At 67.0% G+C, this 25,573-nt stretch carries 22 protein-coding genes; 15 read left to right on the top strand and 7 right to left on the bottom strand.

Features of this window, described 5'->3' with window-relative positions; all coding sequences use genetic code 11:
* Nucleotides 1-649 precede the first annotated feature (649 nt).
* Together VD964_RS04920 and VD964_RS04915 are read right to left on the bottom strand one after the other, a co-directional pair.
* The gene (locus tag VD964_RS04920; protein ID WP_324866158.1) at nt 650-1,750 is read right to left on the bottom strand and encodes a porin; all 1,101 of its coding nucleotides are present in this window, start codon (nt 1,748-1,750) and stop codon (nt 650-652) included.
* 312 nt (nt 1,751-2,062) lie between these two features.
* Entirely contained in the window at nt 2,063-3,235 is a 1,173-nt protein-coding gene (locus VD964_RS04915) for a porin (protein WP_324866157.1), read from the bottom strand.
* Nucleotides 3,236-3,570: 335 nt separating this feature from the next.
* Here VD964_RS04915 and VD964_RS04910 point away from each other — a divergent pair, with 335 nt between their 5' ends.
* The 6 genes from VD964_RS04910 (at nt 3,571) to VD964_RS04885 (ending at nt 9,384) form a co-directional block, all read left to right on the top strand.
* Nucleotides 3,571-4,110 (top strand): DUF3576 domain-containing protein, encoded by a 540-nt coding sequence (locus VD964_RS04910; protein ID WP_149227686.1) that lies wholly within the window; start codon nt 3,571-3,573, stop codon nt 4,108-4,110.
* A 104-nt stretch (nt 4,111-4,214) separates the two neighbouring features.
* Complete coding sequence (leuS, locus tag VD964_RS04905) at nt 4,215-6,785, top strand: leucine--tRNA ligase (protein WP_324866154.1); 2,571 nt, start codon at nt 4,215-4,217, stop codon at nt 6,783-6,785.
* A gap of 94 nt (nt 6,786-6,879) precedes the next feature.
* Nucleotides 6,880-7,344, top strand: a complete 465-nt coding sequence (gene lptE / locus VD964_RS04900; RefSeq protein WP_324866152.1) for an LPS assembly lipoprotein LptE — start codon at nt 6,880-6,882, stop codon at nt 7,342-7,344.
* 18 nt (nt 7,345-7,362) lie between these two features.
* Entirely contained in the window at nt 7,363-8,388 is a 1,026-nt protein-coding gene (gene holA, locus VD964_RS04895; protein ID WP_324866150.1) for a DNA polymerase III subunit delta, read from the top strand.
* 47 nt (nt 8,389-8,435) lie between these two features.
* Entirely contained in the window at nt 8,436-8,966 is a 531-nt protein-coding gene (locus VD964_RS04890) for a TspO/MBR family protein (protein WP_324866148.1), read from the top strand.
* Between the two features lie 79 nt (nt 8,967-9,045).
* Complete coding sequence (locus VD964_RS04885) at nt 9,046-9,384, top strand: GIY-YIG nuclease family protein (RefSeq protein ID WP_324866146.1); 339 nt, start codon at nt 9,046-9,048, stop codon at nt 9,382-9,384.
* A 10-nt stretch (nt 9,385-9,394) separates the two neighbouring features.
* Here VD964_RS04885 and VD964_RS04880 read toward each other — a convergent pair whose 3' ends face one another.
* Nucleotides 9,395-10,432: a lysine-2,3-aminomutase-like protein gene (locus VD964_RS04880; RefSeq protein ID WP_324866144.1), complete on the bottom strand. Its 1,038-nt coding sequence runs from the start codon at nt 10,430-10,432 to the stop codon at nt 9,395-9,397.
* A gap of 66 nt (nt 10,433-10,498) precedes the next feature.
* Between VD964_RS04880 and VD964_RS04875 the strand changes: the two genes are divergently transcribed.
* The 3 genes from VD964_RS04875 (at nt 10,499) to irrA (ending at nt 13,590) form a co-directional block, all read left to right on the top strand.
* A complete protein-coding gene (locus tag VD964_RS04875; protein ID WP_324866142.1) occupies nt 10,499-11,242 on the top strand; it encodes a glycerophosphoryl diester phosphodiesterase in 744 nt (247 codons plus the stop codon).
* A 282-nt stretch (nt 11,243-11,524) separates the two neighbouring features.
* Nucleotides 11,525-12,922, top strand: a complete 1,398-nt coding sequence (locus VD964_RS04870) for an NAD(P)H-dependent flavin oxidoreductase (RefSeq protein ID WP_188092561.1) — start codon at nt 11,525-11,527, stop codon at nt 12,920-12,922.
* A 236-nt stretch (nt 12,923-13,158) separates the two neighbouring features.
* The gene (gene irrA, locus VD964_RS04865) at nt 13,159-13,590 is read left to right on the top strand and encodes an iron response transcriptional regulator IrrA (RefSeq protein ID WP_324866139.1); all 432 of its coding nucleotides are present in this window, start codon (nt 13,159-13,161) and stop codon (nt 13,588-13,590) included.
* A gap of 44 nt (nt 13,591-13,634) precedes the next feature.
* On the opposite strand, the gene VD964_RS04860 is transcribed toward irrA, so the two are convergent.
* Entirely contained in the window at nt 13,635-13,871 is a 237-nt protein-coding gene (locus tag VD964_RS04860; protein WP_324866137.1) for a hypothetical protein, read from the bottom strand.
* Entirely contained in the window at nt 13,868-14,098 is a 231-nt protein-coding gene (locus VD964_RS04855) for a hypothetical protein (RefSeq protein WP_194911213.1), read from the bottom strand. Before VD964_RS04855 ends, VD964_RS04860 begins: the two co-directional genes overlap by 4 nt.
* A gap of 235 nt (nt 14,099-14,333) precedes the next feature.
* Between VD964_RS04855 and VD964_RS04850 the strand changes: the two genes are divergently transcribed.
* Together VD964_RS04850 and VD964_RS04845 are read left to right on the top strand one after the other, a co-directional pair.
* A complete protein-coding gene (locus tag VD964_RS04850) occupies nt 14,334-16,463 on the top strand; it encodes a sensor histidine kinase (RefSeq protein WP_324866132.1) in 2,130 nt (709 codons plus the stop codon).
* A gap of 36 nt (nt 16,464-16,499) precedes the next feature.
* Nucleotides 16,500-16,721 (top strand): hypothetical protein, encoded by a 222-nt coding sequence (locus VD964_RS04845; RefSeq protein ID WP_310118976.1) that lies wholly within the window; start codon nt 16,500-16,502, stop codon nt 16,719-16,721.
* A 61-nt stretch (nt 16,722-16,782) separates the two neighbouring features.
* On the opposite strand, the gene VD964_RS04840 is transcribed toward VD964_RS04845, so the two are convergent.
* Entirely contained in the window at nt 16,783-18,453 is a 1,671-nt protein-coding gene (locus VD964_RS04840; protein WP_149227662.1) for a cation acetate symporter, read from the bottom strand.
* Nucleotides 18,450-18,773, bottom strand: coding sequence for a DUF485 domain-containing protein (locus VD964_RS04835; protein WP_324866127.1), 324 nt, complete (start codon nt 18,771-18,773; stop codon nt 18,450-18,452). Before VD964_RS04835 ends, VD964_RS04840 begins: the two co-directional genes overlap by 4 nt.
* A gap of 244 nt (nt 18,774-19,017) precedes the next feature.
* Between VD964_RS04835 and VD964_RS04830 the strand changes: the two genes are divergently transcribed.
* The 4 genes from VD964_RS04830 (at nt 19,018) to VD964_RS04815 (ending at nt 25,437) form a co-directional block, all read left to right on the top strand.
* Nucleotides 19,018-21,822, top strand: coding sequence for a cache domain-containing protein (locus VD964_RS04830; RefSeq protein ID WP_324866125.1), 2,805 nt, complete (start codon nt 19,018-19,020; stop codon nt 21,820-21,822).
* Between the two features lie 63 nt (nt 21,823-21,885).
* Nucleotides 21,886-22,608 carry a response regulator transcription factor gene (locus VD964_RS04825; protein ID WP_324866123.1) on the top strand — a complete coding sequence of 241 codons (723 nt, stop codon included), beginning with the start codon at nt 21,886-21,888 and terminating at the stop codon, nt 22,606-22,608.
* Between the two features lie 214 nt (nt 22,609-22,822).
* Complete coding sequence (locus tag VD964_RS04820) at nt 22,823-24,475, top strand: acyl-CoA synthetase (protein ID WP_324866121.1); 1,653 nt, start codon at nt 22,823-22,825, stop codon at nt 24,473-24,475.
* Nucleotides 24,476-24,687: 212 nt separating this feature from the next.
* Entirely contained in the window at nt 24,688-25,437 is a 750-nt protein-coding gene (locus VD964_RS04815) for an electron transfer flavoprotein subunit beta/FixA family protein (protein ID WP_324866119.1), read from the top strand.
* The last annotated feature ends 136 nt before the right edge of the window (nt 25,438-25,573 follow it).

The following is a 25,573-nucleotide window of genomic DNA, read 5'->3' as shown; positions in this document are numbered from 1 at the left end:
GTTGGCGAACTCGGTCTGGCGCAGGCCGGTGTCGATGTCCTGGTCGACGTAGGCGCCCTGGAAGTAGGCGTCGCCACCCAGCATGATGTCGAACTTCGACTGGGCCGAGGCGGTGCCGCAGCCGGCGGCGAGGGCAACAGCAGCGCAGCCGATGACGAGAGAACGCTTCATGGATGTCATCCTTGGTGCATGCATCCCGGCGGTCCTGACTGCGATCCCGGGGTGCCAGCGGTGTCTTTGTACCCCATGACTTAATCCCGCACCCATCAGACCGGCAAGCGGCAAAGAGACGGACAGTTTTCGCATTCCAGTCACAGTTGCGCGGAAAACACGGAATCCCGGATCATGTCCCTTCGGATGCTAAGTAACTGCTCCCGGTCCAATGGTGACTTGATCGATTATCACCGCAATATCACTCGAAAGAGGTAGTCAACTTGGTGAGGAGCGGACGATCGGCCGTCGAAGACGGCGAGATCTGGACGAACCGGAATCTCTGCTTCGATCGAATGGCCATCATGTTGCGGAGCCTCGCCGTCCGGGCTGCGCACATGAAAAAGTCCGCCGGAGCAGACATAAAAAGGCAGCGGACATAAAAAGAGGCGGCGGATTTCTCCGCCGCCCTCGCGTTTGCTGCCAGGAAGCCCGTCCCTTAGAAGGAGAAGCGGGTGTCCCACAGAACGATGTTGGCGTCGTTGTTCACGCCGCCCGACTTGTTGTCGACGTAGCTGTACTCCAGGCCCGTGGTCAGGCCCGGGGCGACGGTGTAGGTCACGCCGGCCTGGTAGATGTGGGCGCGGGCATAATCGGCCGCGGTGGCGGCGCCGGTACCGACATTGGCGCCCTTGGCGTCGGTGTAGGTGGCGGCCAGGATGACCGGACCCAGGGTGTACTGGGCACCGACCAGCCAGATCTGGTTGTCGTCGACGCCGCGGTGGCCCTTGGCATAGCCGCTGTCGCCGCTGAAGGCATAGCTGCCGCCGATGGCGAAGGCGCCGTAGGTCAGGGTCGCGCCGGTGTGGACCGACGACAGATCCTCGAAGCCCGACGGAGCTTCGGCGAACTGGTAGGCGACGCTTGCCTCCACGCCGAAGCCGCCGAACTCACCCTTATAGCCGGCCTGGATTTCACCCATGTCGTTGTAGGTGACGTTCTTGCGGCGCTCGACGTTGGTGTTGCTGCTGCCGTAGGTCGGCGTGTAGGCAGCGGACAGCTTGAAGCCGGCGAAGCTCGGGGTGGTGTAGACGATCTTGGTGCTGGCGTCGCCCGACTCCAGCGTGCGCAGCGAACCGGTCACGTACGGCAGCGAGGTGACGCCGTAGTAGTTGGCGTAGAAGCCGTCCGGGCTGCCCGAGATGCCGTCGACGTTCGGACCGATGACGCCCCAGTCGTCCGACGGGCCGTTGGTCACGCCGGCCTGCACCGAACCGAAGGTGCCGTTCACGAAGATGAACGCGCGGTCGGCGTCGGTGGTGCGGACGTTGCTGGTGCCGCTGGCGGCGCGCAGACGCAGGCGGGCGCCGTATTCCAGACCGTTGTCGGCCTTGGCCGTCGGAGTGATGGTCAGACGGAAGCGGTTGGCGAACTCGGTCTTGCGCAGGCCGTTGTCGTTGTCCTGGTCGACGTAGGCGCCCTGGAAGAAGGCGTCGCCGCCCATCAGGATGTCGAACTTGGACTTGGACTGGGCCGAGGCGGTGCCGCAGCCGGCGGCGAGGGCAACGGCGGCGCAGCCGATGACGAGAGAGCGCTTCATGGATTGTCCATCCTTGTGCGTACGCCCCGTTGGAGCGGGAGCGGGCGGTTGTCTTTGTATCTAAGACTTAACCGTGCGCTGTTTCGGCCGGCAAGAGGCAAACTGCAGCGCTTCCACACGTCCGCAACACAGTTGCAACAAAAGCACACAACTAAGTCGTTGATATATAATGGAAATTAGTGTGTGCCAAATTTTTCGCACATTCGCAGCCCTGATTTTGGGCAGGTTGCCTGGAAAATGCGCAAGAAAAAAGGCGGTGGCCGAAGCCACCGCCCTTCTTGTCCGTTGCCGGACGTCTGATCGGAAGACCGATTAGAACGCCAGGATCGAGCGGACCAGCACGACATCGCCTTCGTCGCTGAGACGGGCAACGTCCGAGTCAGCCTTGAAGTGGTCGTACTGAGCCTGCAAGGTCAGGCCCGGAGCAACGGTGTAACCAACACCGATCTCGTAGACCTCCAGCTCGCGGTCACCGGAAACGTTGGTGAAGCCAGCGTCCTTGCCGGTCTTGTAGTTGGCGCCGACAACGATCGGGCCGGTGGTGTACTGAGCGCCGACAACCCACATACGGGCGTTCTCGGTGTCAACACCAATGGCCTCGTTCTGGCCCGACTTGCCGTAGTCGACGTAGCTGCCGCCGAGGCTGAAGCCGGCGTAGCCGACCTGCGCGCCGGCCTGCCAAGCGTTCAGGTTCTTGATGTTGGTGCCGACGGTGTTGTCGCTGGCCTGGCCCCAGAAGTAACCGGCGCTGGCCTTGACCGTCACACCACCGAAGGTGTTGTTGTAGTTGGCGCCAACTTCCACCAGATCGGTGAAGACGTTGGTGCTGCCAACCGGTTTCACCCGATTGACGTCGGTATGCGAGCTGTCGTTGCGCGGGGTGTAGCTGGCGCCCACCTGCAGGCCGGCGAAGCGCGGCGAGAAGTAGACGATCTTCGTCGCGTTGTTCTCGACGACCAGCGACTGCGACAGCAGGCTGCCGTTCAGAGAAGCCAGACCGCCGGAGATGTCCGCACCGGCAACGCCCAAGCCCGCGGTGCCGCCAGTGGCACCGCCACCGATCCAGGACGTCACGCCGTCATAGATGCCGAGCGGCAGGTAGTCCTGCGGAGCGGTGACATAGGTCTCGTCGTTGTACGAGTTGGTCACACCCAGGCGGACCTGACCGAAGGTGCCCTGCGCGAAGATATAGGCGCGGTCAGCGTCGGTGGTGCGGGCGTTGCCCGTACCAGCGTTGGCACGGAAACGCAGGCGCGCACCGTACTCCAGGCCGTTGTCGGCCTTGGCGGACGGGATGATGTTGATGCGCATGCGGTTGCGGAATTCGGTCGAACGCAGGCCGGAGTCGCGATCCTGATCGACGTAGCCGGCTTCGAAGTAGGCGTCGCCGCCGACCTTGACTTCGAACTTGGCCTGGGCGTTGGCAGCGCCAGCACCGAGAGCGAGAGCAGCGGCGGCAGCGCCGGCCAGCAGATAACGGTTCATGATTGTTGCCTCCATCCTGGCAGCAGATGTTTCAGCCTGGTTGACGTCCTGGCTGAGACTTTCGTACGCACCCCCGGCCTTGCCAGCAAGCGGCAAATCTCCGCGATTGCTGCATTGGGGGGACAGTGTGTCGCACGGAGCACACTAAGAAGGGGGGCTCCGGCCTGCCCGCCACAGTCGAGCAGGGCAGGGGCGGACTGTTGTCGTCCTGTTATGGCGGGGCGGGGCAAAGACGCATCCGGTGTTGCGTGGGGCCGTCCACTTATGGTCTGTTCACCGGCATTCCGCGCGTGACTCGCGCGCGGCAACCCCTTTTCTGAACCGGGTTCCCGACCATGCGCCGTTCGACCGCCCTTCGCCTTGTCCCTGTACTGCTCGCGGCTTCCGTTTCGATCGCCGGCTGCGCAAGCTGGGGCGGCAAGACCGAAACCGTCGAAGAGCAGATGAAGAACAAGGACTACAAGTTCGGCAGCCTGCTCGGCACCGACGGCGGCCTGAACCTGTTCGGCAAGAACAAGCGCGGCGGCGACCAGGACAGTGCCGGCGGCATCGGCGTCAACAGCTTCCTGTGGCGCGCCTCGCTCGACACGCTCTCCTTCATGCCGATCGCCTCGGCCGATCCGTTCGGCGGCGTGATCCTGACCGACTGGTACACCCCGCCCGATTCGCCGAACGAGCGCTTCAAGGTCAACCTCTACATCATGGACCGCCAGCTGCGGGCCGACGGCGTCCGGGTTTCGGTGTTCAAGCAGCAGCGGACGGGCAACGACTGGCGCGACATCAACGTCGGTCCGGAGACCGCCGGCCAGCTGGAGGATGCGGTGCTGACCCGCGCCCGGCAGCTTCGCGTGTCGCAGAACGCCGCCGCCCGCTGACGCGGCGGCCCGCCCGAGGCGGTCCTCAAGGCGGTCCTCAAGGCCGGCCCGGCTGTCGGGCAAGTCTTCGAGCATCTGGTACAACGGAAAACGGCGTCGCGCTCATGTCGCGTTATAATGTCAAGGAAACCGAGGCGAAGTGGCAGGGCGTGTGGGACGGCAAGGGCTGTTTCACCGCGCGCGAGGACGCCTCCCGGCCCAAATACTATGTGCTGGAGATGTTCCCCTATCCGTCGGGGCGCATCCACATGGGCCACGTCCGCAACTACACCATCGGCGACGTGATCGCGCGCTTCAAGCGCGCCAAGGGCTTCAACGTCCTGCACCCGATGGGCTGGGACGCCTTCGGCCTGCCGGCCGAGAACGCCGCGCTGGAAAAGAAGGTCCACCCCGCCGCCTGGACGCGCGAGAACATCGCGACCATGCGCGGGCAGCTGAAGACGATGGGCCTGTCCATCGACTGGGACCGCGAGATCGCCACCTGCGACGTGGAGTATTACCGCCACGAGCAGAAGATGTTCCTGGATTTCCTGAAGGCGGGCCTGGCCTACCGCAAGGAATCCTGGGTGAACTGGGACCCGGTGGACAACACCGTTCTCGCCAACGAGCAGGTGATCGACGGCCGCGGCTGGCGCACCGGCGCGCTGGTGGAAAAGCGCAAGCTGTCGCAGTGGTTCCTGAAGATCACCGCCTATGCCGAAGACCTGCTGAAGGGCCTGGAGACGCTGGACCGCTGGCCCGAGCGCGTCCGCATCATGCAGGAGAACTGGATCGGCAAGTCCACCGGCGTCCGTTTCCGCTTCCACATCAAGGGGCGCGAGGACGAGCTGGAGGTCTTCACCACCCGTCCGGACACGCTGTTCGGCGCCTCCTTCGCCGCGATTTCCCCGAATCACCCGCTGGCGGCCGAACTGGCCGCGTCCAGCCCGGAACTGGCCGAGTTCATCGCCGAGTGCAACCGGCTGGGCACCAGCGAGGAAGCGATCGAGACGGCGGAGAAGCGCGGCTTCGACACCGGCCTGAAGGTCGTGCATCCCTTCGATTCGTCGTGGGAGCTGCCGGTCTATGTCGCCAACTTCGTGCTGATGGAATACGGCACGGGCGCGATCTTCGCCTGCCCGGCGCATGACCAGCGCGACCTGGATTTCGCCCGCAAGTACAACCTGCCGGTCCGTCCGGTGGTGATCCCGGCCGATGCCGACCCGGCCGCGTTCGAGGTCGGGACCGAGGCCTACACCGGCCCCGGCGTGCTGCGGAACTCCACCTTCCTGGACGGACTCGACACCGAGTCGGCAAAGGAGGAGGCGGGCAAGCGGCTGGAGGCGGCGGGCCAGGGCGAGCGTACCACCCAGTACCGCCTGCGCGACTGGGGCGTGTCGCGCCAGCGCTATTGGGGCTGCCCGATCCCGGTCATCCACTGCGAATCTTGCGGCATCGTCCCGGTTCCGGACGACCAGCTGCCGGTCGTGCTGCCGGAGGACGTGACCTTCGACAAGCCCGGCAACCCGCTGGCCCACCACCCGACCTGGAAGCACACCAGCTGCCCGACCTGCGGCAAGCCGGCGCTGCGCGAGACGGACACCTTCGACACCTTCATCGAGTCGTCCTGGTATTTCGCCCGCTTCTGCTCGCCGAAGTCCGAGGATGCGGCATTCACCCGCGAGTCCGTCGATTACTGGCTGGGCGTCGACCAGTATATCGGCGGCATCGAGCATGCGGTCCTGCACCTGCTCTACAGCCGCTTCTGGACGCGCGCGCTGAAGACCTGCGGCTACCTGAACCTGGACGAGCCGTTCACCGGCCTGTTCACCCAGGGCATGGTCAACCACGAGACCTACAAGGATGCCGGCACCGGCGCCTGGCTGGCCCCGACGGACCTGACCAGGAACGACAAGGGCGAGTGGGTCCGGGCCGACAGCGGTGCGCCGGTCAATGTCGGCCGCGTCGAGAAGATGTCGAAGTCCAAGAAGAACGTGGTGGACCCGGCACACATCATCGGCACCTACGGCGCCGACGCCGCCCGCCTGTTCATGCTGTCCGACAGCCCGCCGGAACGCGATCTGGAATGGACCGAGGCCGGCATCGACGGCGCCTGGCGCTACATCAACCGCCTGTGGCGGATGGTGACCGAGGCGCCGGTGGAACTGCCCGCCGCCGGCACGCCTAGCCCCGAGTCGCTCGGCCCGAAGGCCGAGGCGGTCCGCCGTCTGGTCCACAAGACCATCGCCGGCGTGTCGGAGGATCTCGACAAGTTCCGCTTCAACAAGGCGGTCGCCCGCGTCCGCGAGCTGTCCAACGCGCTCGGCGAATTGGACGGCAAGGGCGAGGGCGAGGCCTGGGTCCTGCGCGAGGGCTTCGAGTCGCTGGTCCGTCTCGTCGGTCCGATGATGCCGCATCTGGGCGAAGAGCTGTGGGCCCAGCTGGGTCACACCACGCTGCTGGCCGACCAGCCCTGGCCGGAGGCCGACCCCGCCCTGGTGGTGGAGGACAGCGTCAAGGTCGCGGTCCAGGTCAACGGCAAGCTGCGCGCCACGCTGGAACTGCCGCGCGACATGGACAAGGATGCGGCCGAGCAGGCGGCGCTGGCCGATGCCAACGTCCAGCGTGCCATGGACGGCAAGCCGGCCCGCAAGGTCATCGTCGTCCCGAACCGGGTGATCAATGTCGTCGTCTGATCCCAGATCGTTCCCACGGGGCCCGTTCCGCCGGAGCCCGATCCGGCAGACCGTTGCGCGGGGGCTGTTCGCCCTCGCGCTCGGCCTGTCCGCCGTGTCCCTGTCGGGATGCGGTTTCCAGCCGCTTTATGGCGGCAAGGGCGTCGGAGCCGCGGCGGCGGACCGGCTGATGGAGGTCGACATCGCGTCGATCCCCGACCGGGAAGGGCAGAAGCTCCGCAACCTGCTGATCGACAACTTCTATCCGTCGGAGCGGCCGAGCAATCCGCGCTACCGGCTGGACGTGGCGCTGTCGGCGTCGGAGCAGAAGCTGGCCCTGCAGAAGGATGCCACCGCGGTGCGCGCCCAGCTGCTGGTCAACGCGCCCTACCGCCTGACCGACACCCAGACAGGGCAGGTGGTGTTCCAGTCCAGCTCGCGGTCGATGATCAGCTACAACACGCTGGAGCAGCACTACGCCGCCATCGTGACGGTGCAGAATGCCTATGACCGGGCGCTCGAGGACATCTCCAACGACATCACCACCCGCGTCGCCATGCATCTCGGCCGCGGGTCCTGACCGGCGGGAGGTGTTCGGGTGAAGCTTCAGCCCAAGGCGATCGATGGTTTCCTGCGCAGCCCGGACCCCAAGGTCCGGGCGGTGCTGCTTTATGGCCCCGATTCGGGCCTCGTGCGCGACCGTGCTCAGACGCTGGGCAAGACGGTGGTGCCGGACCTGTCCGATCCCTTCCGGGTTGCCGAATTCCTGGGCCGCGCGCTGGCCGACGATCCGGTGCGGCTGGCCGACGAGGCTGCGGCGATCTCCTTCACCGGCGGCCGGCGCCTGATCCGCGTCCGTGATGCCGAGGACAACAGCACGGCCGCCTTCACCGCCTTGCTCGAAAACCCGCCGCCGGGCGACAGCCTCGTGGTGGTCGAGTCGGGCGACCTCTCGGCCCGCTCCAAGCTGCGGCTTCTGTTCGAAGGCGCCGACGGCGCCGCCGCCATTCCCTGCTATGTGGAGGAGGAGGCATCGCTCGGCCGGGTCATTGCCGAAATCCTGCACGGCCATAGCCTGACCGCCGATCCCGACGCGCTGAGCTTCCTGGCAGCCAACCTCGTCGGCGACCGGATGGTCGCCCGCGGCGAGGCGGAGAAGCTGGCGCTCTATATGGGAGACGCGAAGCGCGTGCGGCTGGAGGATGCCCAGGCTTGCATCGGCGACAGCGCCGCCCTGTCGATGGACGAGCCGGTATGGGCGGCGGCGGAGGGCGACTTTGCGACGCTCGACCGCTCGCTGGCGCGGCTGTTCGCCGAGGGGACCTCGCCGGTGCCGATCCTGCGCGGTGCCCAGCGCCATTTCCAGCGCCTGCAGCTGCTCTGCGCCCAGGTCGCCGCCGGCAAGTCGCCGGAGGCGGCTGTCGAGTCGCTGCGCCCGCCGGTCTTCTTCAAGCTGAAGACCCGGCTGGTCAGACAGGCCCGCCACTGGTCGCCCGGCCATGTCCGCCAGGCGCTGGAGCGGCTGGTCGACGCCGAAGCCGACTGCAAGCGCACCAACATGCCGGACGAGACCCTGTGCGCCCGCGTGCTGTTCCAGCTGGCCTCGCTGGGGGCGCGGCGCTGAAAGGGCGCTGACTTGACCATAAGGCGCCGCGCGCTATCTCGCGGGGCATGAGCCACGCCACATACACCGCGCCACCGCCCGCCCCCTTCCGGGTTCGCTGGTGGCAACCGCTGCTGTTCTGGGTCATCGTCAATGCCTGGGGCTTCGTCGAGCGTGGCGGCCAGCCCTTCGCCGGGCACCAGCCATCGCCGCTGCAGCCGCCGGGATGGGCGTTTCCGGTGATGTGGTTCACGCTGAACGTCTTCCAGATCTGGGGCGACATCCGCCTGCTGAACCCGGCGCGGCGAATCCGCGACCGCGGCCTGCTGATCGGGCTTCAGGCGGTGACCTGGGTAATCTACGCCACCTTCAGCCTCGTCTACTTCACGCTGGGCAGCTCTATCCTCGCCGCGGCCTGGACGGTGTCCTTCTTCATCATCACGTCCATCTGCATCGCGCTGGTGGCGCGGGACGACCGCAGCATCGCGCTGATCTGGACGCCGCTGATTCTGTGGACCGGCTTCGCGTCGGTCGTCGGCATCCACAACGCCCTGATCAATCCCGATCCGCTGTTCGGCACCCCGGCCCTCTTGGGATAATACCCGGATAAAAACCTTGCGCCGAATATCACCCGGGTATAACCACTCGGGAGCGATGATGCATGCGGTGAGGGTGGACATGGTTGGCAAAGAGGGTCGCAAGGCGGCGGTGGCGGCCTACAAGGAGCGCAAGAGCGTGACCGGCGTGTTCGCCGTCCGCTGTGGGGCTGCCGGTGCGGTGTGGGTGGGCGGCGCGCCCGATCTCGACAAGATCCAGAACCGGCTTTGGTTCCAGCTGAAGATGGGCGGCTGTCCGCACCGCAGCCTGCAGGCGGCATGGAACGCCCATGGCGCCGATTCGCTGACCTTTGAGATCGTCGAGCGGTTGGAGGACGAGGAGCTTGCCTTCGCCCGCGCCGCTGCCGTAAAGGCGCGTGTCGCCCATTGGGCCGCGGCGTTGGGGGCGGAGCCGATCTGAGAGCGGACGCTCAGCCGCGGTAGTCGTGAACCCGGCCGGTGAAGTCGGTCACGCGATAGCTGCCCTCGCCCTGTTCTTCGATCCAGGCCGGGGCGGCGGGGGCCTTGCCGTGGCCGCCGGGGATGTCGAGGACATAAGTCGGCTGGCACAGGCCGGACAGCCGCCCCCGCAGGCCGGTCACCAGCGCCTGCCCCTCCGCCAGGGTCGGGCGGAAATGGCTGGTGCCGGCGGCAAGGTCGGGGTGGTGCAGGTAATAGGGCTTCACCCGGTTGCGCACCATCCCGCGGAACAGGGCCTCCAGTGCCGCGTGGCTGTCGTTGATGCCCTTGAGCAGAACGGTCTGGCCGACCAGGGGGATGCCGGCTTCAACCAATCGGGCGAGAGCGGCGCGCACCGGCGGGGTCAACTCGTCGGCATGGTTGATGTGGACGGCGACCCAGGTGGCGAGGTCGGGGGCGGTCAGCGCTTCGACCAGTTCGGGCGTGACCCGGTCGGGATCGGCGGCGGGGATGCGGCTGTGCAGGCGGACGACCCCGACATGGGGTATGGCCGACAGTGCCTGGACGATCCCGCGCAGCCGGCGCGGCGACAGCAGCAGCGGATCGCCGCCGGTGATGACGACCTCCCACACCTCCTGATGGTCGCGGATATAGGCGAGGGCGGCGTCCAACTCGTCGGCGGTCAGCGCCTCGCCACCCGGACCCACCATCTCGCGGCGGAAGCAGAAGCGGCAATAGACGGCGCAGGCATGCAGCGGCTTCAGCAGCACCCGGTCGGGGTAGCGGTGGACGATGCCCTTCACCGGGCTGCGCGCCACGTCGCCGATGGGGTCTTCCAGCTCTTCCGGCGTGCTGTACGCCTCGGCAGGGGAGGGGACGTACTGCGCATAGAGCGGGTCCTGCGGATCCGTACGTCCGGCCAGCGTCTCCCGCAGGTACGGGGTCAGCGCCACGGCATAGCGGTCGGCGACCGTACGCACGGCGTCGCCCGCCTCCGGCGTCATCAGCCCGGCGGCCACCAGATCGGAAACGCTGTGCAGGGCCTTCATCGCTCTTTCCCGTCTCGACGGAATGGGTCATGTAGGAAAGCGACCGCTCTTACTCCTGCGAGACCCATGCTGTCGACTCTTCCCCGCCTGATCGGCCATCGCGGCGCCAAGGAAAATGCGCCGGAAAACACGCTCGCTTCGATCCGGGAGGCCGCCCGCCAGGGCGCCCGCTGGGTGGAGGTGGATGTCATGCTGACCCGCGACCAGCGCCCGGTGCTGATCCACGACGACACGCTGGACCGCACCACCACCGGCACCGGCCCGGTGCCGCTCATGGATCTGGCGGACCTCCGGCAGCTCGACGCCGGGCGCTGGTTCGATGCCGGCTTCGTCGGAGAACAGGTGCCGACGCTGGAAGAGGCGGTGGCGCTGATCCGCGACCTCGGCCTCGGCCTGAACCTGGAGATCAAGCCCTATCCGGGGCAGGAGGAGATAACGGCGGAGGTGGCGCTGAACACCCTGCGTCCGCTTTGGCCGTCCGACCGGCCGCTTCTGCTGTCCAGCTTCGAGGTCCCCTGCCTGGAGGTTGCGCAGCGCTTGTGGCCGGAAATTCCCCGCGGCTACCTGCTGTGGGATCCGCCTGCCGACTGGGCGGCCATCGCCGACCGCATTGGGGCGGCGACCCTGAATGTCGACCAGAAGCGCCAGACGGCCGACAGTGTGGCGGAATACCGCGCCACCGGACGGCCGGTGCTGAGCTATACCGTCAACGACGCCGACCGGGCGCGAACGCTGTTCGGCTGGGGGGTATCCGCAGTCTTCACCGACGCACCGGGCCGTCTGGCGCGGGAGTTGGGTGCGGATGCCTGACGGTGCAGTCTTGGGGGCATGTCTCACGGGCATGCCTGACGATGTGCCGGAGGAACGGTCGACACGCTGACGCTTCCGTTCGCAACTGCGGCAAATCGTGAACGTTTTTTGCGCGAGGGGCTGAATCCGCTCGTAGGGCGGGCCAATTCCTCATATATAGAACCGCGTTGGCGATCCCGCCGGAACCCACGTGGATTCCGGCGGAGCTTTTCGTCGTCTGGTTGTCCGCCGCTTTTGATCCGGTGTCCCGAAGGGCGCCACGTTCGGTCTTTGGAGGGTTCGTTGAAGGCGTTGAAGCCGTTGCAGATGTCCGGCCGGGAGGTTTTGCCGCTCGTCGAGGGTGGCAAGGGTATTGCCGTTTCCAACGGCGAAAGCTCCGGCGCCTGGGCGGCAGCCGGCGGGATTGGCACCTTTTCGGGTGTCAACGCCGACAGCTACGATGAGAACGGCAACCTTCTGCCGCAGATCTACAAGGGCAAGACCCGGCGCGAGCGCCACAACGAGCTGATCGCCTTCGGCATCGAGGGCGGCATCGCCCAGGCGCGCATCGCACACGAGACGTCGAACGGCCAAGGCCGCATCCACATGAACGTCCTGTGGGAAATGGGCGGAGCGGAGCACATCCTGCACGGCGTGCTGGAAGGCTCGCAGGGCCTGATCCACGGCGTCACCTGCGGCGCCGGCATGCCTTACAAGGTTGCCGAGATCGCGGTGCGCTACGGCGTCCATTACTACCCGATCGTGTCGTCGGCCCGCGCCTTCCGTGCGCTGTGGCTGCGCGCCTACCACAAGTTCCGCGAACATCTGGGCGGCGTGGTCTACGAGGATCCGTGGCTGGCCGGTGGCCACAACGGCCTGTCCAACTCCGAAGACCCGCAGAAGCCGGAGGATCCGTTCCCCCGCGTCCTGGCCCTGCGCCAGATGATGAACAGCTTCGGCCTGAACGACACCCCCATCGTGATGGCGGGCGGCGTCTGGTGGCTGTCGGAGTGGGAGGACTGGATCGACAACCCGGACCTGGGGCCGATCGCCTTCCAGTTCGGCACCCGTCCGCTGCTGACCCAGGAGAGCCCGATCTCCATGGCGTGGAAGCGCAAGCTGGTCGCGCTGCAGGCGGGCGACGTCTTCCTGAACCGCTTCTCTCCCACCGGCTTCTATTCGTCGGCGGTGAAGAACCCCTTCCTGCTGGACCTGATGGCCCGGTCGGAGCGCCAGATCGCCTATCTGTCCAAGCCGGTGGGCGAGCATTCGGCCGAATTCCCGGTCGGTCCGCGCGGCCGCCCGGTCTACGTGACCGAAAGCGACAAGCAGCGCGCCGAAGGCTGGCTGTCCCAGGGCTTCACCACCGCGTTGAAGACGCCGGACAGCACGCTGGTCTTCGTCACCCCCCAGCAGTCGGAAAAGATCCTGCACGATCAGGTCGACTGCATGGGCTGCCTGTCGGCCTGCGGCTTCTCCAACTGGGCGCAGAACGAGGAAGGGACGACGGGCAAGCGCGCCGATCCGCGCTCCTTCTGCATCCAGAAGACGCTTCAGGCGGTCAGCCACACCGACGACTGTGAGAACCAGCTGATGTTCGCGGGGCACAACGCCTACCGCTTCGCCAGCGATCCCTACTACAATGACGGCTTCATCCCGACGGTGAAGCAGCTCGTGGAGCGGATCGCCACCGGTTACTGACCGGCCACGATCCCGGACCGACAGGGCCGCCGGCGGGTGACTGCCGGCGGCCTTTGCATTGGAGCGATCCGGCTGGCGCCTCTTCGGTTGACGCCTGCTAGGTTGACGTCGGTGCGACAATAACTTGCGCCGCCTTTCCGAATGGTTTTACAGTTGAACGGTCTGCGGCCTAGTGCCGCGGTCCTGTCCTGGACCTTCGTGTCCGCCCCTGTGTCGACCGTACGGGTGCCGCGCCCATGATGACCGCCGAACGCCCATTCAAGCGAGCCCTCGACCGGCTGAACGGCGCCGGGCTGCGCCCGACCCGCCAGCGCCTCGGCCTTGCCCGGCTGCTGTTCGAAGGCTGCGACCGGCACGTCACCGCGGAACAGCTGCATGGCGAGGCGCTGGCCGCCGACCTGCCGGTGTCGCTGGCGACCGTCTACAACACGCTGAACCAGTTCACCTCCGCCGGTCTGCTGCGCGAGGTGGTGGTGGAGGCCGGCAAGTCCTATTTCGACACCAACACCAGCGACCATCATCATTTCTTCGTCGAATCCACCGGCCGGCTCGAGGATATCCCGGCCGACCGCCTGGTGGTGCAGAACCTGCCCACCGCCCCGGCCGGCACCCGCGTCGCCCGTGTCGACGTGATCGTCCGCCTGATCGAGGACGACCGTACGGCCTGATCCTGCCGGCTTGATCCTGCCGGCCGTTCAACACCGGCAGGCGCTCAGCGCTCGCCGTCCGGCACACTCGTGCTGGAGGGGCGGTCGACGAAGGGCCAGCGCATATAGGCGAAGACCCAGACGGCGACCACGTTCAGGTACGGGAACAGCAGCAGCAGGATCCACAGCGGGCTGCGTCCGGCCTTCGCCAGCACCCAGCCGCCGGCGATCAGCGTATAGGTCGTGACGATCGAGCCGATCAGCAGTTCCCAGAAGCCCAGATGGATGATGGTGTCCGTCATGCCGTCCTCCGCGCCTTGACCTTGCGGGCTTCGCGCACCGGCAACACCGGCCAGCGGCTGTGCGCCATGACGCCGATCGCGACCACATGACCCAGCGGCAGCAGTGCGAACAACGCCCACAAGGGCGAGAAGCCTGCCCGGCGCAGGATGCGTGCCATTGGCCAGACGATGGCGAGTTGGAACAGCATAAGCCCCAGAAGCGGGCTGTTGACGTAATCCTCAAGCATGCCGGCCCGGATCCTCCTCCCCATGGTTGAGGGGCAGAGAAGCGCGAGCCGCTGGCTTTGTCGAGCCAAACTTTCCCCGCACCGGCATTCCAGTGTCGCCCGCCTCTTCACAAGTTCCCACCCGCATCAGGAGTGTGCGAACGTGAAATCACCCGGTAGGGCATGCTACAGTTTGCCGCGTCCGGCCGAACCGGCTTGACGTTCTCTGGAATTCAGCCGCGGCGGACTCTTGCCTTTGACGGATTTCTCCGAACCGGCCGGCGCCGCGCGCGGATGGTGGCGGCAGTTGCGATCAGGCGCGTTGTCCCTGTCGCCGGTGGCCGGCATGCGCATCGGCCTGCTCGCGGCGGTTATCGCCGGCTTCTGGCTGGTGGCCTACGCCGATCTGGAGCGTGCGCGCGACCGGGCGCTTCAGGACGGCCTGCGGCAGACCGCCAACCTGTCACGCCTGCTGGAGGAGGATGCCCGCCGCATCCTCGTCGTTGCCAGCCGCGCTCTCTATGCAATTGCCGAAGACGGGCGGATCCCCGCCCATCTGCTGGCTGACACTGCTGCATTCTCAGGGACGGAGGCTGGTCCGGGTCTGGCGCTGCGCAGCCTGCTGGTGGTGGAGCCGGATGGGCGGGTCAGGGAGGCTGCAGGGCTGGATGCCCAAACCTCCCTTGCCGGAACCCCGCCGGCCGAGGCGGCGCGCACCGGATCGGTTGCCTTCGCCGGCCCTTACCGGGAGCCCGGCGGGGGCTGGCGCGCCGCCCTTGTCCGGCCGCTTGCCAACGGCAGCGGCGTGGCCGTGGCAGTGCTCGACCTCGACCGTTTCGCCCGGCTCTACGCCACGCAGGACATCGGCCCGCGCAGCATCATTCTGCTGTATGGCGAGGACGGTGTGGTCCTGGCCTATTCGCGGCCGAGCGAGCTTCTGGACAACGACCGTGCCGTCTTCGCCTCCGTCCTGCCGCGCCTCTCCGGCGGGGAAAGCGCGAAGACTCTGTCCGGTTTCGATCCGTCGGAAGGGCGTGATCGCATCGGCACGGTCCGTCGCGTGGCGGACTTGCCGCTCTACGTCTATGTCCGCATCAGCGCCGACGATGTGCTGGCCGGCTGGTATGCCGACCGCTGGAAACGCGTCCTGGAAACCGCCGCGGTGTCGGTGGTGGTCACGCTCCTGGCCTTGCTGGCCTTGCGGCAGCTCGGCCGGCTGGAGACGACGACCCAGGCGCTGCGGTCAAGCGAACGCCGGTCGCAGGCGTTGTTCGACAGCAGTTTCCAGATCATGGGGTTGCTGTCCCCCGACGGGCGGGTGCTGGCCTTGAACCGGCCGGCCTGCGCCCTGGCCGGGTTGCCGGCGGAGGCACTGATCGGGCGCCGCGCCTGGGAGTTCCGCGGCTGGGCCCGGACCGGCGAACTGGCCGAGTCCTTCCGCCAATCGATCGGAAAGGCGGCGTCCGGCCGACTCGTCCGCTATGAGACCGACGTGATCGCCGACGGCGTCAACCGGGTGATGGATGTGACGATCAAGCCGGTCTTCGACGACCGGGGCGCCGTGACCGTGCTGGTGGTGGAGGCGCGCGACATCACCGAACGGGTGGAGGCGGCGGAACGGCTCGCCGCCGCGCTCGATCAGGCGGAGTCCGCCAACCGCGCCAAGAGCGCCTTCCTGGCGACCATGAGCCACGAGCTGCGCACCCCGCTGAACGCCATCATCGGCTTCTCGGACATCATGCTGCACGAGTTGTTCGGACCGCTGGGCAGTCCGCGCTACCACGACTATGCGCGCCATGTGCAGAACAGCGGGCGCCATCTTCTGGACCTCATCAACGACGTGCTGGACATGTCGAAGCTGGAGGCCGGGCGCTATACGCTGGACGAAAGCTGGCTGGAGCCGGCCGACGCGATCGAGACCTGCCGGGCGCTGGCCGCGGTCCCAGCCGATGCCGGCGGGGTGGCGGTGGCGGTTGATTGCTCCCCCGGTCTGCCCAGGCTGCTGGCCGATGAGCGTGCCCTGCGGCAGGTCTTGCTGAACCTGCTGTCGAACGCGGTGAAGTTCACTCCGCGCGGCGGCCGGGTGACGGTGACGGCAGGGCTGGAGGCCAACGGCGGACTTGCCATCGCGGTGCGCGACACCGGCATCGGTATTCCCGCCGACGCGCTGGCCCGCATCCTGGAGCCGTTCCAGCAGGCCGACAGCAGCATTCCCGGCCGCTTCGGCGGTACCGGGCTCGGCCTGTCGATCTGCCGCGACCTGACGGCCCTGCATGGCGGCAGCCTGTCCATCGACAGCGAGCCGGGCTGCGGCACCGTCGTCACCGTCCGCTTCCCCGCCGACCGCGTCGCCCAGCCGGTTGCGGCTGGCGGAATGCCGGCGTAAGCCTGTCTCCGGTGAACGGAGCGAAAGGCGGACGGGATGATCGGGAATGACGGAAAGCCGGTGTCCAAGGAGGACCTGCGCAAGCACATCGCCGTCTACAACGGCCAGTCGCGCGGCTCCAAGGAGTTCGCTGCGATCCCGCGGGCGCTGGTGACGATTCTCGATGGGCTGAAGCCGGGCAAGACCGGCTACGTCAAATGCCTGGACGGCCAGGTGCAGCTGTCGCGCCGCAAGGACAACAGCGTGTCGGCGGGCTGACAAAAGAAAAGCGCCCTCCCCCGGGGTGGGGAAGGGCGCTTTCCGTTGGAAAATCAGACCGTCAGTGCTTGGCCGCAGCCGCGGCGCCGATGCCGGTCTGGGAGCGGACGAACTGGTCCTCGAAGGCGTCGCGCTCGGCACGGGCGGACGCGCTGCTGTCCAGCTTCGACACGATGATCGTGACGATGAAGGCCAGCGTCATCGAGAACAGGGCCGGCTGCTCGTACGGGAAGATCGGCTTCGGGTTGTTCAGAACCACGACCCACACCGCATTCGACAGGATCACCAGCGTCACCGCGGAAATCAGGCCGGCGATGCCGCCCGCCAGCGCGCCGCGGGTGGTCAGCCCCTTCCAGTACATCGACAGGATCAGCACCGGGAAGTTCACCGACGCCGCGACGCCGAAGGTCAGGCCGACCAGGAAGGCGACGTTCTGCTTCTCGAACGCGATGCCCAGCACGACGGCCAGCACGCCCAGGACCAGCGACGCGATCTTGGACACGCGCATCTCCTCGCGCTCCGTCGCCTCCCCCTTGCGGATGACGCGGGCGTAGAGGTCGTGCGCGATGGCGGAGGCGCCGGCCAGCGCCAGGCCCGACACCACCGCCAGGATGGTGGCGAAGGCGACCGCCGACAGGAAGCCGAGGAACAGGTCGCCGCCCAGCGCCTTGGCCAGATGCATCACCGGCATGTTGCCGCCGCCGATCAGCTTGCCGCCGACCTTGCCGCCTTCGAAGAACTGCGGATCGGTGCCGACGATGGTGATCGCCGCCATGCCCAGCACGCAGACGATCAGGAAGAAGAAGCCGATGAAGCCCGACGCGTAGAAGACCGACTTGCGGGCCTCGCGCGCGTTGGGGACGGTGAAGAAGCGCATCATGATGTGCGGCAGGGCCGCGGTGCCGAACAGCAGGCCCAGCGACAGCGACACCGCCGACACCGGGTCGGCCAGCAGCGTGCCCGGCCCCATGATCTTCACACCGTCCTTGTGCGAGGCGATGGCGCTCTTGGCGATGGCCTCCAGGCTGAAGCCGAAGCGGGACAGGGCGAGGAAGGCCAGGATCACACCGGCGCCCAGCAGAAGCACCGCCTTGATGATCTGCACCCAGGTGGTGGCGATCATGCCGCCGAAGGTGACGTAGACCACCATCAGCACGCCGACCACGATCACGGCGACGTTGTAGTCCAGCCCGAACAGCAGCTTGATCAGCTGGCCGGCGCCGACCATCTGGACGATCAGGTAGAAGCACACCACCGTCAGCGAGCCGATGGCGGCGAAGGTGCGGATCTTGCCCTGGTCCAGCCGGTATGAGGCGATGTCGGCGAAGGTGAAGTGGCCCAGGTTGCGCAGCCGCTCCGCCAGCAGGAACAGGATGATCGGCCAGCCGACGAAGAAGCTGATGGTGTAGACGAAGCCGTCATAGCCCTTGGCGAAGACCAGGCTCGACAGGCCCAGCAGCGTCGCGGCCGACATGTAGTCGCCGGCGATGGCCAGCCCGTTCTGGAAGCCGGTGATGCCGCCGCCCGCGGTGTAGAAGTCGGAGGTCGAGCGGGTGCGGCTGGCCGCCCAGTAGGTGATGCCCAGCGTCATCACGACGAAGGCCAGGAACATGCCGATGGCGGACAGGTTGACCGGCTGCTTTTCCAGCTGCCCGACGTCGCCGGCGGCCAGCGCCGGCAGGGCGAACAGGGTGGCGGCAGCCGCCGTCAGGAGGATCCGGCGGGCGGTCATTGCAGCGTCTCCCGCGTGATCTCGTCGGTCAGGTCCTGGAAGCGGCCGTTGGCGAAATGGGAATAGACGCCGGTCAGCAGCCAGGACAGGATGATGATCGCCGCCCCGATGGGGAAGCCGACGCTGAGGGCCGAGTCGTCGGACATCGGCTTGTGCAGCATGTCCGGCGCGAAGGCCACCACCATCATGAAGCTGTAGTAGCCGACCAGGACGATGGCCGACAGGATCAGCGCCAGCCGGCTGCGCTGGCGGACCAGTTCCTGGAATTTGGGGTTCCGGCGGACCCGTTCGTAAACCGGAGTGTTCGCGGGGGAGTGCATGTTTCCTCCAGACGCTAAACGTCCTTGTTATGCCTTGGGTGATACCCTCTCGTGGGCTTATGGTTTTCCGGCTAACAAAACACTGTTTCGCAAATTTCCCGGAAATATGACGAATTGTTTCAGCGCAATTCCGGTAACAATTTCACCGATTCGGATTGAGCCGGGACAGCGAAGCTGGAATGATGGAGGGGAGCCCCCTTCGATCCCCATATCGATCCCCATATCCCGCCGCTCCGTCCGGAAAATGATCCGCTCGCCCCTGTTCCTTCGGCTGTTTTCGGCGATCCTGATCTCGCTCGGGCTGTTTTCGGCGGCGGCCTATGTCTTCTCGGTCCCCTTCATCGAGGAGAAGGCCTACGAGATCGAACGCGACGCCAGCCGCACCATCCTCGACAACGTGTTCGAACTGGTCAGCCGCATCCGCGGCGGGCTGGAGGAGCAGCGCAGCACCACGGTGGAGTCCTACAAGACCCGCCTGCGCGACGTGCTGGAGCTGGCCGTCGGCTATATCGAGCATGTCCACGCCCGCGCCGACCGGGGCGAGATCACGGCGGAGCAGGCGCAGCGCGAGGCGATGGAGGGGCTGCACGCCTTCCGCTACGGCAACGGGGATTATGTCTGGGCCATCGGCTACGACTCGGTGATCCTGTCGCATCCCTCGCCGGATTATCAGGGGCGGAAGTCCGACGATCTGCGCGACAATCTGGGCCGCCATATACTGCCCACCATCGTCGCCACCGCCAAGCGCGAGGGGGAGGGCTTTCAGACCTATCCGTGGTGGCGCCCCAACGGCGACGAGCGGGCGCCGAAGCTCAGCTTCTTCAAGGATCTGTCCAGGCGCGGCATCATCGTCGGCACCGGCGCCTATCTCGCCGATGTCGACGCCGAGGTGGAGCGGCGCAAGGCTGAGGCCATCGAGGATTTGCGCCAGGCCCTGCGCAAGCTGCGCATCGCCCGCACCGGCTATCTCTACATCTTCGATTCGGCGAACCGGATGATCATCCACCCGAATTCGAACATCGAGGGCACGTCGTTCGGCGACCGGCTGAACTCGGCCACCGGCCGCCCGATCGCCGAGGATCTGAAAGCCGCCGCGGCCAGGGGGGAACCGCTGACCTACCTGTGGGACAAGCCCGACGATCCCGGCAACTATGCCTACGAAAAGATCAGCTGGGTCCGGCATTTCGAGGGCTTCGACTGGTACATCGCCTCGTCGGTCTATGTGGACGAGTTGCAGCGGTCATCGGTGGTGCTGGGCAACCGCATCCTCGCCATCGGCATGGCGCTGATGGCGGCGGGCAGTCTGCTGGGCTACATCGCCGTCGGACGTCTGGTCCGGCCGCTGCGCCGGCTGGCCGACACCGCGGTGCAGGTGCGGGCCGGCGACCTCGGCGCGCAGAGCGGCATCCGCCGCGGCGACGAGATCGGGCTGCTGGCCTCCGCCTTCGACGGCATGGTCCGACAACTGCGCGACACCGTCGCCACGCTGGACAGCCGCGTGCGCGACCGCACCGCGGCGCTGGCGGAGGCGGAGACGCGCCAGCGCGTGATCCTGGATGCGATCCCTGCCTGCATCGCCGGGTTGGACCGAGACGGGCGGCTGACCTTCGCCAACCTGCGCTGGGGCGAACTGGTCGGCCGCGACAAGGCCGAAGTGATCGGCCGCGACGTTGCCGCGGTCGTCGGCCAGCGCGCCATGGCGGTGCTGCGCCCCCATCTCGACCGCTGTTTGTCGGGGGAGGTGGTGACCTTCGAATACGCCTTTCCGCGCGACGGCCGCGACATCGTCACCAAGACCACGCTGATTCCCCATCGCGGCGAGGGCCATCGTAGCGAAGGGAGAGTGGAGGGCGGCGCCGTCACCGGCCTGTTCGTGCTGACGCTGGACATCACCGACGAGAAGCAGACCGAACGCCAGCTGGTGGAAGCGCAGCGCCTGAAGGCGGTCGGCCAGCTGTCGGGCGGGCTGGCGCACGACTTCAACAACCTGTTGTCGATCATCATCGGCAACCTCGCGGCGGCGCGCGAGCGCTACGCCGCGGTCAAGGGATTGGACGCCTATCTGGAGCCGGCCCAGCGTGCCGGCCGCCGCGGCGCCGACATCACCGCCCGGCTGCTCGCCTTTTCCCGCCAGCAACCGCTGAAGCCGGAGCCGATCGAACTGTGCGGCCTGCTGCGCGACATGGCGGTGCTGCTGCGCCGCTCCTTCCCCAGTTCCATCGCCATCGGCGTGCCGGAGGAGGGGCGGGAATGCTGGACCATCGCCGACCAGACCCAGTTGGAGAACGCGCTGGTCAACCTCGCCATCAATGCGCGCGACGCCATGCCCAACGGCGGCCGGCTCGACATCGCGGTTGGTATCCGCCGGGTGGAGGACACCCTGTCCTTCGACGAGCCGGTTCGCCCCGACGATTACCTGGAAATCCGCGTCACGGACACCGGCACCGGCTTCACGCCGGAGGCGCTGGCCCGCGCGGTGGAGCCCTTCTTCACCACCAAGGCGCTGGGATCGGGGCTGGGGCTGTCGATGGTCTACGGCTTCGTCAAGCAGTCGCGCGGCTATCTGCGCATCGACAGCCGGCCGGGGGAGGGGACCGCCGTCACCCTGCTGCTGCCGCGCGCCGAGCCGGTGGCCCGCCTGCTCGATGCCGAACCGGCGGCGGCCGAACCCCTGGGTAGCGGCTGGTTCGGCCAGCTTGCGCTGGTGGCGGAGGACAATGACGATGTCCGGCAGGTGATGCGCCAGCAGCTGGTCGACCTCGGATTCTCGGTGGTGGAGGCAGCGAGCGGCGACGAGGCGGCGGAACTGGTGGAGCAGATCGACGGGCTGTCGCTGCTGGTCTCCGACATCGTCATGCCCGGCCTGTCGGGGGTGGAGCTGGCGCGGCGCGCCCGGTTGCTGCGGCCGGACATGCGGGTGGTTCTGGTCAGCGGATTCACGGTCGAGTATGGCGATATCCCCGCCGATGCCGTCATACTGAGCAAGCCATGGGACAAGCGGGACCTGGTGGCGGCCATCGGCCACGCCGCCCAACCCGCGCCGGTCTGATATGATCGGACCAAATGAACGCACCTGGAAATACAGGGCGACGAGTGCCGAGGGGAAACGCGCGTGGTGCAGAAGAAGCGCATTTATCTGGTCGAGGACGAGGCCGACATCCGCCGGCTGGTGAAAGAGGTGCTGGAGGGATACGGCTACGAGGTGTCCTGCTGGCCCAGCGGGCGGGAGGCGCGGGCGGCGATCCAGCGCCAGGCCCCCGACCTGTGCCTAGTCGATCTCGGCCTGCCGGACATGGACGGGCTGACCCTGGTTCGCGAGCTATGGGAGGACGTGCGCTTCGGCGTGATCATCCTGTCCGGGCGCGGCGGCACCTCCGACCGGATCCTGGGGCTGGAACTGGGCGCCGACGATTACATCGTGAAACCCTTCGAGCCACGGGAACTGGTCGCCCGCGTCAACAGCGCCATCCGCCGCCGCGAACAGCTGGCCGGCGCCACGGCCGCGGCGGAGACCGCGCGGGCGCGCTTCGGCAATTGGGTCTTCGACCTCGGCAACCTGACGCTGAGCGCCGATGACGGCCGTCAGGAAAGCCTGACCGCGGCGGAGGCCTCGCTGCTGCTGACCTTGCTGAAGGCGCCCAAGCGCGTGCTGTCGCGCGAGCATCTGCAAGGTCCCGACCAGGACCGTGACGATTTTCCCTATGACCGCAGCATCGACGTCCGCGTGTCGCGCATCCGCAAGAAGATCGAGGACGATCCCCGCGCCCCGCGGCTGATCAAGACGGTCTACGGTGCCGGATACCTGTTCGCCGGCGACGTGACCTGGCTGCGGTGACTGGGCTGCGGTGATCTGAGCTGCGGTGATCTGGGCTGCGGCGATCCGGGTTACGGTGAATGGGGTGCCTCGCTTGCCTGGGGCAGCAACAACCCCAATAACAATTGGTCATAATCCTGAGAAAGTTGCGCAAAGCTGATCTGGTACAGGCTGTTTCCAACACCGCCGCGCCCAATGTCGGCGCGCAACAAGAACCCCTGGGGAGAACGGTCCGATGAGTGAAACTGCCGCCGCAGCCGATGTCCGCGCCAATCCGTATGAACGCGACCTCGAGCGCAACGCCGCCAATTTCGTCGCGCTGACGCCGCTGACTTTCCTGGAGCGCGCCGCCTCCGTGTGGCCCGACCGGCTGGCCGTCGTCCATGGCCCGGTCCGCCGGACCTGGGCCGAGACCTTCGTCCGCGTGCGCCGTCTGGCCGCGGCGCTGGCGAACCTGGGGATCGGCACCGGCGACACCGTCGCCATGCTGGCCGCCAACACGCCCGAGCTGTTCGAGGCGCATTTCGGCGTGCCGCTGGCCGGCGCCGTGCTGAACGCCGTCAACACCCGCCTGGACGCCGAAGCCATCGCCTTCATCCTGAAGCATGGCGAAGCGAAGATCCTGATCGTCGACCGCGAGTTCTCCGGTGTGGCGAAGAAGGCGCTGGCCCTGCTGGATGCGCCGATCCCGGTGGTGGACATCGACGATCCGACCTACAGCGGCGGCGAGCTGATCGGCGACCGGGATTACGAAGCCTTCATCAGCGACGTCGGGACCGAACATCCCTGGACCCTGCCGTCCGACGAATGGCAGGCCATCGCGCTGAACTACACCTCCGGCACCACCGGCAATCCGAAGGGCGTCGTCTATCACCACCGCGGCGCCTATCTGAACGCGGTGTCGAACGCGCTGTCCTGGAACATGGGCGACGCGCCCGTGTATCTGTGGACGCTGCCGATGTTCCACTGCAACGGCTGGTGCTTCCCCTGGACCATCGCGGTCACCGCCGGCACCGCGATCTGCCTGCGTCAGGTCCGCCCGGACGCGGTGCTGAAGCTGATTCGCGAGGAGCGGGTGACCAACTTCTGCGGCGCGCCCATCGTTCTGAACATGCTGAACAACGCGCCGGCCGAGCTGAAGCAGGGCATCGAGCAGAAGGTGAAGGTGATGGTCGCCGGCGCCGCCCCGCCCGCCGCCGTCATCGCCGGCATGGAGCGGATGGGCTGGGAAGTCACCCATGTCTACGGCCTGACCGAATGCTACGGCCCGACCGTGGTCTGCGTCTGGCACGACCGCTGGGACGGCCTGTCGCTGGACGAGAAGGCGGCGATCAAGGCCCGCCAGGGCGTCCGCGGCCCGATGCTGGAGGCGGTGATCGTCGCCGATCCCTTCACGCTGGAGCCGGTGCCGAAGGACGGCCGCACGATGGGCGAGATCATGATGCGCGGCAACAACGTCATGAAGGGCTACCTGAAGAACCCCAAGGCGACGGAAGAGGCCTTCGCCGGCGGCTGGTTCCACACCGGCGACCTCGCCGTCTGGCATGAAGACGGCTATGTCGAGATCAAGGACCGGTCGAAGGACATCATCATCTCCGGCGGCGAGAACATCTCGTCCATCGAAGTGGAAGATGTCCTCTACAAGCACCCCGAGGTGCTGGAGGCCGCCGTCGTCGCCCGCCATGACGAGAAGTGGGGCGAGACGCCCTGCGCCTTCGTCACGCTGAAGGACGGCGCCACCGCGACCGAGGCCGACATCATTGCCTTCTGCCGCGCCCACATGGCCCACTTCAAGTGCCCGCGCACGGTGGTGTTCGGCCCGCTGCCGAAGACCTCGACGGGCAAGATCCAGAAATACGTCCTGCGCAAGCAGACCGAAGGGCTGTAAGGGGCGGGACGCTTTGCCCCCTCCCTAACCCTCCCCCGCTCTCGGCCGGCCGAAGGCCGGTCCGATCGAGGGAGAGGGAACTCCGCCGCCTTGCCAATCACGTCATGCCGTCAAGCGTCCTGCCCCCTCTCCCTCGAAGAGGGGGAGGGATGGGGAGGGGGCTATCGCCCTCCCATGCCTGCACGCCGCCCATTTCCAAAGGGACCCGCGCCATGAAGATCCTTTGCGCCGTGAAGCGCGTCGTCGACTACAACGTCAAGATCCGGGTGAAGACCGATCAGTCCGGCGTCGAGACGTCCAACGTGAAGTTCTCGATGAACCCCTTCGACGAGATCGCCGTCGAAGAGGCGGTGCGCCTGAAGGAGGCCGGCAAGGCGACCGAGATCGTCGTCGTCTCCATCGGCCCGGCGCAAGCGCAGGAAACGCTACGCACCGCTCTCGCCATGGGTGCCGACCGCGCCATCCTGGTGCAGACCGACGTGACCACTGAACCGCTGGCCGTCGCCAAGGTCCTCAAGGCCCTGGTCGAGAAGGAAGCCCCCGGCCTCGTCATCCTCGGCAAGCAGGCGATCGACGATGACTGCAACCAGACCGGCCAGATGCTCGCTGCCCTGCTCGGCTGGGGCCAGGGCACTTTCGCCTCGAAGGTCGCTCCGGCGGGCGATGCCGTTGCGGTGACGCGCGAGATCGACGGCGGGCTTGAGGTCGTGTCGCTGAAGCTGCCGGCGGTGGTCACCGCCGACCTGCGCCTCAACGAGCCGCGTTATGCTTCGCTGCCCAACATCATGAAGGCGAAGAAGAAGCCGCTGGAGACGGTCACGCCGGACGCCCTGAGTGTCGATGTGACGCCGGGGCTGAAGACGGTGAAGGTCGCCGAGCCGGCCAAGCGTCAGGCCGGCATCAAGGTGCCGGACGTCGCCGCATTGGTCGACAAGCTGAAGAACGAGGCGCGGGTGATCTGAGGGGCGCCGGCCCCGGTGCCCCCACCCTAACCCTCCCCCGCTCCGCGGGAGAGGGAACTCCGCCGCTTCGCGATTCGGTTCACGCCGACGAGCGTCCTACCCCCTCTCCCGCGAAGCGGGGGAGGGATGGGGAGGG

The organism is Azospirillum sp. (genome assembly GCF_035628975.1).
GTDB lineage: Bacteria > Pseudomonadota > Alphaproteobacteria > Azospirillales > Azospirillaceae > Azospirillum.
The sequence above is the reverse complement of the archived record's forward strand: the minus strand, read 5'-3'. Positions and strand labels throughout refer to the sequence as shown.